This window comes from Mitsuokella jalaludinii DSM 13811 (assembly GCF_000702905.1).
Classification (GTDB): domain Bacteria; phylum Bacillota; class Negativicutes; order Selenomonadales; family Selenomonadaceae; genus Mitsuokella; species Mitsuokella jalaludinii.
In genome coordinates this window covers 1-8702 of the sequence record NZ_JNKR01000037.1, presented here as the reverse complement: position 1 = coordinate 8702, position 8702 = coordinate 1, and the positions used below count along the sequence as shown (strand labels likewise).

The following is an 8702-nucleotide window of genomic DNA, read 5'->3' as shown; positions in this document are numbered from 1 at the left end:
CAAGGTGATGTGTGAAGCACTCTCGGGGCAGCCGCATCTTTCGGTCACGCCAGATCGCGGAAAGGAATTCTCGAAACATGCTCAACTCAGCAAGGAACTGAAGCGTGTGACGTTCTACTTTCCTGCTCCGCACCATCCATGGGAGCGCGGGACCAACGAGAATACCAATGGGCTTCTGCGGGAGTTCTTCCCGAAAGGCAAGGACATCACGGATACGCCAGAGGATTACATCCAACGGAAGTACCATGAGTTGAACCTGCGCCCTAGGAAGTGCCTTGGCTACAAAACACCATATGAGGTCTATTTCTCAAAGGTGTTGCACTTAGCTTGACAATTCGCCGTTTAGAAGAGAAGGAACCTTCTAGTTTTTAGAGAATTTTAAAATTATGATGATTGGTAAGGGTTGATATTGCTGTTTTTCTGAAATAAGAGTTTTGCATAAACCACCTAAGGAAGGGATTATGAATGGAGCCATTACTGAAGACATATTACAAGTGCTATCTCAGTGAGGTGCGTCAGCTGAAGCCATCTACGGTAAATCACTATTGTGATGCACTCAACAACATCACTCGTCACTTGCAAGAGATGAAGATGATAACGGGCTCGATTTATGATGTCTCGGATTTGCATCGATTGAAGGAACTGCAGGAGGTACTGTTTGAGGATGCCGCTTTCATCGCTCAAAATAAGAAGGGAAATCAGATGTATAGCGCGGGTCTCAATCATTATGTGAAGTTTGCGGAAGGAACGAACCTGATGGCCTTTCGTCATGATATTGGCAAACTGGATATGCCGATGCCTGTCCGTACAGAAGAGCCGAGGCACTACGAGGCCAAACATTGGGCGCGGTCTGATATCCTGAGGGAACAGACCTTGGCGGTTGCTGACTATCACTGCGAGATGGATGGCAGGCATCAGACCTTTGTGGCAGAGCGCACACATAAGCCGTACATGGAGTCACATCATACCATCCCGATTCATTTGCAGAGCCGTTTTTCCTATAGTCTGGATGTCTACGCCAATCTCATCTGCCTTTGCCCTGTATGTCACCGAAAGATTCATTACGGCTTGCGCGATGAGCGCCGTGAGATGCTGTACGAAATCTACGAAAAGCGCCGTGAACGGCTGGTGCACAGTGGGCTTGTGATGGGAAAGGAAGAATTTGCGGACTTGATCCTGAAAGATTGAGTGCATGAGCCTTGATGAAAGGGCCTGGACCTATAAGCATGACTTATGGGTTCAGGCCCTTTTTATGTTTCATCGATTTACTTGTCGGTACGGTCATCGTTATCTTCGATTTTCAGCCAGGAGGTGCCGGGAATATCCTCGCCTTCCCAGTTCTTGACATACCAGTCGTGGTTGGGGTCGTAGTATTCGATGTCGTCGCCGGGCTGGAAGTACTGGTCGGCGTGATGCATGAGGTCTTCCATGCTTTCTTCGGATTCGGGATCATCGTCGCTTGGCGTGGGAGGTGTGCTGTTGATCTTAGATGGTGGGATGTAGCTCTTGCGGATCCTGCTTCCCCGGCCTTTCGGATCCTGTCCTGATTCTCTTCACCAATGCCCGGAGACACTCAGGTTCCATCCGGTGGATGTGACCAGTAACGGTTGCGTCCTCTAAAATACCCATTCAGCTAAGCTCCTCTTGGTGCTCTGCTGCTTGTTCTTCAGGATGCGTTTCCGGTTGGTCAGGAGGACGAGATAGAGTTCGTCGGGATTATATCCGTCGACGAGGCCGGTCTTCTTCATGGTTTCTTCGAACTGGGACAGGCGGTATGCTTTCCGCTGCTTCTCTTCTGTCAGTTGGCGGAGTGTCTCCGAGGAATTCTTCCAGCGCCGCTTCGCGGTAAGCAGCTTTTCTTTGAGGTCGTCGATTTCCCGACGGAGTTTCTCCATCGCGTCGAGTCTCTTCTGCATCCGGTCCATTCCCTGTCCCTCCTGTCTCCTTTTTCTTCAGCGTCATTATAGCATGATCTCCTGTCCGGTGGAAGGGCCCTGAAAAGTGACTTTTTACCGGTTGCAACGGTCAGACACGGGCCGTCCGGTCTGCTATAATGGAGTCAGGAGAACTGTTTTTGAGCCGGAGCCGCGGGGCCGGCCACCCATGCGGAGCACCCCGAGGGGGCTGCTCCGGGGCTGGTGATGTGCACTTCCCCATTTCTCATCGAGAAACGGCGGGAAAACCGAGTAACGACGCCGCTTCGCGGGCGCAAAAAACTTGCCGGAGCAGCTGCTCCTGAACCTGCCGTTGGCTGAAGGGGATACGGGGGAAATGGGAGCACGTGACGTGAAGAAAGTACCTCACATACGAGAAAAGGAGATGTAACCATGAGTATACCAGAAAGAACGAAGATACAGATCAGGGAAGACACTGAGAATCCTGCTTCTGTCCCTCAGGAGATGGAACTCCTGGACAAAATATATCCGACGGGCTGCGCGTCAGTGGGAACGCCTTACCCGTCACGGCCGGCATCGCGAGGGGGATCACAAAAGATTCTTTTGCTGTAATTATGGGATTTACGTGTATTGACGTTTCCAGGATGAGAGTCGACAGCAAGATGCTCCAGTACCTCTGCATGGTCATGCACACGGCGAGCTGGAAGAGCACGGAGCGCAACTCGATTCCTCAGTGCGAAGGGATCATGATGGGCGCAGACGAGGCGCAGTTCTGAAAGCGGCGAAGATGATTCGGCGCACCCTCGACGAGTACGGGGAATCCATCTCATCGGTCTCGCACGTCCAGCACATCAACCGCAAGGTTGCCTTACGGAAGAAAGGCGGTCGCATTGATACGGCGCACCGGCTCTCATCCCCTCGCCATCCACGACAAGATTGAATCGATGCCCGGCGGGATGACAGTAGAGAATTTGCGCCGGAGATGCGAGAAGCGTGGGCCGAACTCGCGAACGAGATCCTCGAGAATCAGGGGGATATCGAGGACGTCACCCTCGTCCCCTGCAAGAGTATCGAGCAGGAGGATAGACCTCGATGTAGAACTATTACAATATCGTTTTGAACCTGATTGAAACTGAATTTTTGAATATGGTCGGAGGACGGAATAGGATGGAGATTCATAATACAGCAGCGTGGTATTTTGCTATCATAAACGCAGTAGCCATTATTGCCTATGGCTGGGACAAGCTATGCGCCATTCGCAAGTGGTGGCGTGTGCCGGAGCTGACGCTGCTTGGCTTGGCAGCCATTGGCGGCAGTGTGGGGGCTCTTGTGGCGATGAAGTTGTTCCACCACAAGACGTTGCATCTGAAATTCAAGTACGGCGTGCCGCTGATACTGGCACTGCAGGTGGCAGGGCTCGTCTATCTGCACATGCCAAGATGATGATGGAGACGCGATGGGAGGTGCGGGACGCGCATGGACAAGACATGCTTCATCGCGATTGACCTGAAGTCGTTTTACGCATCGGTGGAATGTGTAGAGCGGGGCCTTGATCCACTGACGACCAATCTGGTGGTAGCTGATGAGAGCCGCACGGAAAAGACAATCTGCCTCGCTGCCACACCGGCGATCAAGGCGTATGGCGTGCCGGGCCGTGCGCGGCTTTTTGAAGTCGTACAGAAAATCAAGGCCGCCAACAACAAGCGCCGCTTTTTTGCGCCGGGAAGAAAACTCATCGGCAAATCGCATGATGCGGCGGAATTGGCAGGAAACCCGAATCTTGCCATCGATTACATCGTGGCACCGCCGCGCATGGCGTTTTACATGGACTACAGCGCGCGCATCTACGAGGTGTATCTGCGGTACATCGCGCCGCAGGACATACACACGTATTCCATTGATGAGGTATTCATCAATGCGGCTCCGTACCTCGACACCTACAAGACAACGGCACATGACCTGGCCATGAAGCTGGTGCGCGAGGTACTGGCAGAGACCGGTATCACGGCCACTGCTGGCATCGGCACGAATCTCTATCTGGCCAAGATTGCCATGGACATTGTCGCCAAGCACATACCGCCAGACCGGGACGGTGTGCGGATTGCGGCGCTCGACGAGATGTGCTACCGGCAGAAGCTATGGGCACATACCCCGATAACGGATTTTTGGCGCGTGGGCAAGGGCTATGCCGAAAAGCTTGCCAACATGGGCCTTTATTCCATGGGCGATATCGCTCGCCGTTCCTTGGATGCACAGGGAGAGAAAGAGCTCTACAAGGTCTTTGGCGTCAATGCCGAGCTCTTGATCGACCACGCCTGGGGCTATGAGCCCTGCACGATGGAAGCCATTAAAGCGTATCGTCCTGCCTCCACGAGCATCAGCAGCGGCCAGGTGCTTCACTGCCCCTACACGAATGAGCAGGCAAGGCTCATCGTCTGGGAGATGGCCGACCAGATGATACTGGACCTCGTCGCCAAGCACCTCATGACGAATCAGATTGTCTTGGACGTAGGCTGCGATATCGAGAACATCGCCAAAGGCTACACTGGCCCCGTGCACATCGACCATTACGGCAGAAGAGTCCCCAAGCCAGCCCATGGCACGGTAAGCCTGAAGAAGCACAGCTCTTCGACAAAGGAGCTGCTTCATGAGACACTGGCCCTTTACGACCGCATCGTAAGCCCCACATTGATGGTTCGTCGCATCACCATCACAATGGGGAAGCTCATAGGCGAAAACAGCGCCGCCAAGCAAAACGAAGATGTCGTCCAATTCGATCTCTTCAGCGATACAGAGAAGGAGGCCAAGGAGAGCGCAGCAGCCGAACACGCAGAGCAAAAGGAAAAATCCCTGCAGCACGCCATGATTGCCATCAAGAACAAGTTCGGTAAGAACGCCATCCTGAAAGCCGCCAATCTCAAAGAAGAAGCCCGCGCCATCGACCGCAACAGCGAAATTGGAGGTCATAAGGCATGAGTAAAGTAGAGCGAAAGATAGAACAGTACAGCGACATCATCAACCTGCCGCGGCCAGAGCCAAGATGCTGCCCACGCATGCCACTGGAAAAACGAGCCGCACAGTTCGCCCCCTTCGCAGCCCTGACCGGCTACGAAGAAGTGGTCAAAGAGACGATACGGAAGCACGAAGACGAGATTGAGACCTGCTAAAAACGAAAGGAGAGATTTCTATGAGCATGAAAAAATTGGCTACCAGTGTAGCCATGGCAATGTCCCTGGCGGTAGGGATGTCCATACTTCCTTCGGATGGAGCCGGTACGGTGAACCTTGCAGAAGCGCGGTCGGACTACTATGTAGGCTATGACGACTACATGGACGCCGATATGTACATTGACACCGATTCGGTCAAGTCATGGGGCACGAACGGTTACGGTAGATCTTCTGGAGCAACTGTTCATTGGACCAATGGGAAATCAACTAAGTATTATGCTTGCTATAATCCTTCTACTGGCGATTATTATTTCTCGAACGGTGCAGGAGGACTCCATTTGGTAACCGATGGAATCTTATATCGATTTGCCGTCCTTTGTGATCAATTTACTTATTAATTTACCTTAGACTAAATCAATAAAGTCATCTATTTTCCAGATTGCAAAGGAACTGAGAAAACAACAGGCATCTAATAGATACAACGGCCCCAAGGAAGTCCGAAAGGGATTTCTTCGGGGCCGTTGTTGCATATTTAACGTTTATTTTTATGTTTGATCTGGTCCATGTCGCGGTAGAACCCGTGGATGGCATCATCGACGATCTCTTGATATTCAGGAGTGGTGAAGTTCTCGTAGTTGTGGCGTCCGACGAAGATGCGCTCGAGTTTGGCACGGTAGAGCATGACGTAGCGGTGATTTTCGCCACCGCGCTTGATGGCCGTGTCGCAGTCGGCAATGGCCTTGCGCGTGGAGCCGCGGAAGCCCTTGGCGATGGCGCGAACGTAGTAAGACGGCCAGTAGCGCTTGTCGAATCGCAGGGCCTGGTCAGCAAGGGCCTCTGCACCGTAATAATCCTCTTGGCGCAGTGCCTGCAGAGCACTGATGGTGTAGTACAGTGGGTCCTTTGGTGCGATTTCCATTGCTTTATCGATGTCGCGTTGGAAAAGGTCGGAGCCTGTGCAGAGGTCTAAGAGTGCCATGCGGCCGTAGATATCAGCGGGCACGACGCCTGCACGCTGGTCGACAAAGTCAGCGAACTCCTTACGGATGACCGCGGCGTACTGGACGTTCTGTTGGAATTTCTGAAGCTCCTGCTCAGCAATCATTGAGGCGTACGGATCATCGCCCGACTGCTGCATCTTGCGGTTCAGTGCCGCTTGGGTCTTCGCCTTCTCGGCATCAAGCTGACTTTGCAGGTCCTCAATTCTATCGCGTTCATCGAGGCGCTTCTGGAAATTCTGGAAGTCGTCATCATCGACCGTCGCCCGGATGACGGCATGGATGACAAGCGTGTTGTTGGTGTAGTCCTGCGTGAACGTGCAGTTTTTGACCTGCATCGTCTGCATGCTGATGACTTCCACCTGATCATCCGTCAGCTTGAGGTTCTTCGTCTTAGAATAGGAACGCACATATACGCCTGCCTGTTCCGCGGCTGCACGCAGAGCCGCCTTTTTGGCGTTCTCCTTCGCTGTGGCGATGGTGTCGTTCTCACCCATCTGATAGACGCCCGTCGCCTCAATCGTCTGTGTTCTGGCCTCAGCAAACGGCATGCTGCAGAGCAAGGCCGCGGCAAGTGTGGCAGTGGCTATTCGTCTTGCTATCTTCAAAAAGGTCCCTTCTTTCTTGTATTTTGGTCATTATGCTTAATTTTAGCACAGCTCCAGCAAGGGGCGTTAGGTCTGAAGCGCAACTTCACAGTTTTTCGACACGAAAGGTTGCTCTTTTCCTCTACAAGAAAGCATGTCGATACCGTTCAGGGCGATAGCTGCCTGTCCTGCTGGCGCTACGTTCTTTCTGAAAGCGAGAGTATCTATAGAAATGTGACGCCCTACATATTGTCAGATTAAAAATAAAAATTATAATAATTTGTCGGATTTGTTCGGATCACGTCGATAGTTTTGTATTATTTATACATAATTTATTTTTATTGGTACTACGGTACTGCGCAAAAGGAGTGTATGTCATGAAGATGAAAAAGAAAGCTTCTATCCTGGCGGCTTCGTTAGCCGTGATGATGCTCGGTGTCCAGTCTGTCTATGCGGCGCCAGCTAAACCGGACGTCAAGATTCTCGCAACAGGCGGTACGATTGCCGGCAGTGCTGCGTCGGACACGCAGACCACGGGCTACAAGGCCGGTGCACTCGGCATCGATGTGCTCATCAACGCTGTACCAGAAATCAAGAACTATGCAGATGTCTCTGGCGAACAGATCTGCAGCATTGACAGCAAAGACATGTCGGATGATGTCTGGCTCAAACTCTCAAAGCGCATCAACGAGCTCACTGCACAGAAAGATGTGGCTGGTGTTGTCGTGACGCATGGCACGGATACGATGGAAGAGACAGCTTACTTCCTGAATCTCACGGTAAAGAGCGATAAGCCTGTCGTACTGACAGGCGCTATGCGTCCGGCGACCGCCATCAGTGCGGACGGCCCGATGAATCTCTTGAACGCGGTCCGCATTGCGGCTGACAAGGATGCAGCAGGCCATGGTGTCATGGTCGCTCTCAACGACGAAATCGACGGCGCACGTGATGTCACGAAGACAAATACCACGTCAGTGAGCACGTTCAAATCGCCGACTGGCCCGCTCGGCTACGTCTATGATGGCACCCCGACGTTCTGCAACACGCCAATCCGCCTGCACACGATCAAGAGCGAGTTCGATGTCAGCAAACTGACCGCACTGCCGAAGGTCTATGTCATCTACAGCACGGCTGGTGCCGATGGAGCCCTCGTCGATGCAGCTGTCGCTGCAGGCGCACAGGGCATCGTCTATGCGGGCACGGGCAATGGCTCGGTTCACAAGGCAGATGAAGCAGCACTCGCCAAGGCTACTCAAAAGGGAATCGTCGTCGTCCGCAGTTCCCGTGTTGGTACGGGAGCCGTTGTCCCGGCTGAACAATCTTACATCGATGAGCACTTCATCGACGGTGACTCACTGAACCCGCAGAAGGCACGTGTCCTGCTTCAGCTGGCGCTGACTAAGACACATGATCCTCAGGCCATCCAGGCAATGTTCCACAAATATTGATCGACGCTTTTCTCCAGCCATGCATGACGTACATCATACATGGCTTTTTCTATATACAACAACGCTGTCAGCTGCTGCCGCCGCAGGAGTCGATGTCATCTCGGTCGGCGCGCTCACGCATAGCGTGAAAGCACTCGATATCAGCATGGATATCGGTAGGATCAAATAAAAATAAACAAGCAGGGCCCCTCAAAACGAGAGGTCCTGCTTGTCTATGTCTTTAAGGTTTCGTAACGTAGCCAATGGAATTCCAAAGGCATAAGAGAATTCCTGCTAAGATAATATGTCAACTACCCGCGACTGAAGTCGCGAGCTTGAGGGAATCTTTCGATACCTCAATTTGCTTAGATAGGCCAGGCTTACTGCATTCGCAGTCTTGCGAGGTACAGCAGAGGTCCGGTAATTACCAAAGCCATTAGCGTCCGCAAGTTGCCAAACGGACAAGATAGGTTTGCATCAATGCATGGATACGAGCTTTGCTTTGGCTCGCGCTAGGATGTTCTTGGCCGCATTCACGTCGCGAATGTGGTGTATCCCACATTTCGGGCAGATCCACTCGCGGTCCTTGAGCGTCAGTTTCTCTTTGCCGCTCATGATATGGCCACAA

13 protein-coding genes are annotated in these 8702 nt (G+C 52.4%); 9 read left to right on the top strand and 4 right to left on the bottom strand.

The window, feature by feature from the left end; genetic code table 11:
- The coding region (locus tag T518_RS10560) for an IS30 family transposase (protein WP_036374587.1) at positions 1 to 331 on the top strand (331 nt) is incomplete at its 5' end.
- A 134-nt stretch (positions 332 to 465) separates the two neighbouring features.
- Entirely contained in the window at positions 466 to 1188 is a 723-nt protein-coding gene (locus tag T518_RS11480) for an HNH endonuclease (protein ID WP_051652313.1), read from the top strand.
- Between the two features lie 77 nt (positions 1189 to 1265).
- Here the strand turns inward: T518_RS11480 and T518_RS12040 are convergent, their stop codons facing one another.
- Positions 1266 to 1430: a hypothetical protein gene (locus T518_RS12040; protein WP_155948170.1), complete on the bottom strand. Its 165-nt coding sequence runs from the start codon at positions 1428 to 1430 to the stop codon at positions 1266 to 1268.
- A gap of 186 nt (positions 1431 to 1616) precedes the next feature.
- Positions 1617 to 1925 (bottom strand): hypothetical protein, encoded by a 309-nt coding sequence (locus T518_RS10550; RefSeq protein WP_036378752.1) that lies wholly within the window; start codon positions 1923 to 1925, stop codon positions 1617 to 1619.
- 614 nt (positions 1926 to 2539) lie between these two features.
- Between T518_RS10550 and T518_RS12395 the strand changes: the two genes are divergently transcribed.
- The 5 genes from T518_RS12395 to T518_RS10525 all read left to right on the top strand — a co-directional run bounded on the left by T518_RS12395 (position 2540) and on the right by T518_RS10525 (position 5460).
- Positions 2540 to 2671, top strand: a complete 132-nt coding sequence (locus T518_RS12395; protein WP_255241070.1) for a hypothetical protein — start codon at positions 2540 to 2542, stop codon at positions 2669 to 2671.
- A gap of 391 nt (positions 2672 to 3062) precedes the next feature.
- Positions 3063 to 3338, top strand: coding sequence for a DUF1294 domain-containing protein (locus T518_RS10540; protein WP_036378757.1), 276 nt, complete (start codon positions 3063 to 3065; stop codon positions 3336 to 3338).
- Positions 3339 to 3371: 33 nt separating this feature from the next.
- Positions 3372 to 4871 carry a Y-family DNA polymerase gene (locus T518_RS10535; protein ID WP_036378749.1) on the top strand — a complete coding sequence of 500 codons (1500 nt, stop codon included), beginning with the start codon at positions 3372 to 3374 and terminating at the stop codon, positions 4869 to 4871.
- A complete protein-coding gene (locus T518_RS10530; RefSeq protein WP_036378746.1) occupies positions 4868 to 5062 on the top strand; it encodes a hypothetical protein in 195 nt (64 codons plus the stop codon). Before T518_RS10535 ends, T518_RS10530 begins: the two co-directional genes overlap by 4 nt.
- A gap of 20 nt (positions 5063 to 5082) precedes the next feature.
- Positions 5083 to 5460, top strand: a complete 378-nt coding sequence (locus T518_RS10525) for a hypothetical protein (protein ID WP_036378744.1) — start codon at positions 5083 to 5085, stop codon at positions 5458 to 5460.
- Between the two features lie 134 nt (positions 5461 to 5594).
- Here T518_RS10525 and T518_RS11475 read toward each other — a convergent pair whose 3' ends face one another.
- Positions 5595 to 6668 (bottom strand): tetratricopeptide repeat protein, encoded by a 1074-nt coding sequence (locus T518_RS11475; protein ID WP_155948169.1) that lies wholly within the window; start codon positions 6666 to 6668, stop codon positions 5595 to 5597.
- Positions 6669 to 7030: 362 nt separating this feature from the next.
- Here T518_RS11475 and T518_RS10515 point away from each other — a divergent pair, with 362 nt between their 5' ends.
- Both T518_RS10515 and T518_RS12390 read left to right on the top strand, forming a co-directional pair.
- A complete protein-coding gene (locus T518_RS10515) occupies positions 7031 to 8095 on the top strand; it encodes a type II asparaginase (protein ID WP_036378753.1) in 1065 nt (354 codons plus the stop codon).
- Positions 8055 to 8264, top strand: a complete 210-nt coding sequence (locus T518_RS12390; protein WP_345938745.1) for a hypothetical protein — start codon at positions 8055 to 8057, stop codon at positions 8262 to 8264. Before T518_RS10515 ends, T518_RS12390 begins: the two co-directional genes overlap by 41 nt.
- 287 nt (positions 8265 to 8551) lie before the next feature.
- Here T518_RS12390 and T518_RS11680 read toward each other — a convergent pair whose 3' ends face one another.
- Positions 8552 to 8689, bottom strand: coding sequence for a zinc ribbon domain-containing protein (locus tag T518_RS11680; protein WP_248617154.1), 138 nt, complete (start codon positions 8687 to 8689; stop codon positions 8552 to 8554).
- Between the last annotated feature and the right edge of the window lie 13 nt (positions 8690 to 8702).

Excerpts from the sequence above, each read along its gene's own strand:
- T518_RS11480 (WP_051652313.1), top strand. The coding sequence starts at position 466 with ATGGAGCCATTACTGAAGACATATTACAAGTGCTATCTCAGTGAGGTG.
- T518_RS12040 (WP_155948170.1), bottom strand. The coding sequence starts at position 1,430 with ATGGAAGACCTCATGCATCACGCCGACCAGTACTTCCAGCCCGGCGAC.
- T518_RS10550 (WP_036378752.1), bottom strand. The coding sequence starts at position 1,925 with ATGGACCGGATGCAGAAGAGACTCGACGCGATGGAGAAACTCCGTCGG.
- T518_RS12395 (WP_255241070.1), top strand. The coding sequence starts at position 2,540 with ATGAGAGTCGACAGCAAGATGCTCCAGTACCTCTGCATGGTCATGCAC.
- T518_RS10540 (WP_036378757.1), top strand. The coding sequence starts at position 3,063 with ATGGAGATTCATAATACAGCAGCGTGGTATTTTGCTATCATAAACGCA.
- T518_RS10535 (WP_036378749.1), top strand. The coding sequence starts at position 3,372 with ATGGACAAGACATGCTTCATCGCGATTGACCTGAAGTCGTTTTACGCA.
- T518_RS10530 (WP_036378746.1), top strand. The coding sequence starts at position 4,868 with ATGAGTAAAGTAGAGCGAAAGATAGAACAGTACAGCGACATCATCAAC.
- T518_RS10525 (WP_036378744.1), top strand. The coding sequence starts at position 5,083 with ATGAGCATGAAAAAATTGGCTACCAGTGTAGCCATGGCAATGTCCCTG.
- T518_RS10515 (WP_036378753.1), top strand. The coding sequence starts at position 7,031 with ATGAAAAAGAAAGCTTCTATCCTGGCGGCTTCGTTAGCCGTGATGATG.
- T518_RS12390 (WP_345938745.1), top strand. The coding sequence starts at position 8,055 with ATGATCCTCAGGCCATCCAGGCAATGTTCCACAAATATTGATCGACGC.
- T518_RS11680 (WP_248617154.1), bottom strand. The coding sequence starts at position 8,689 with ATGAGCGGCAAAGAGAAACTGACGCTCAAGGACCGCGAGTGGATCTGC.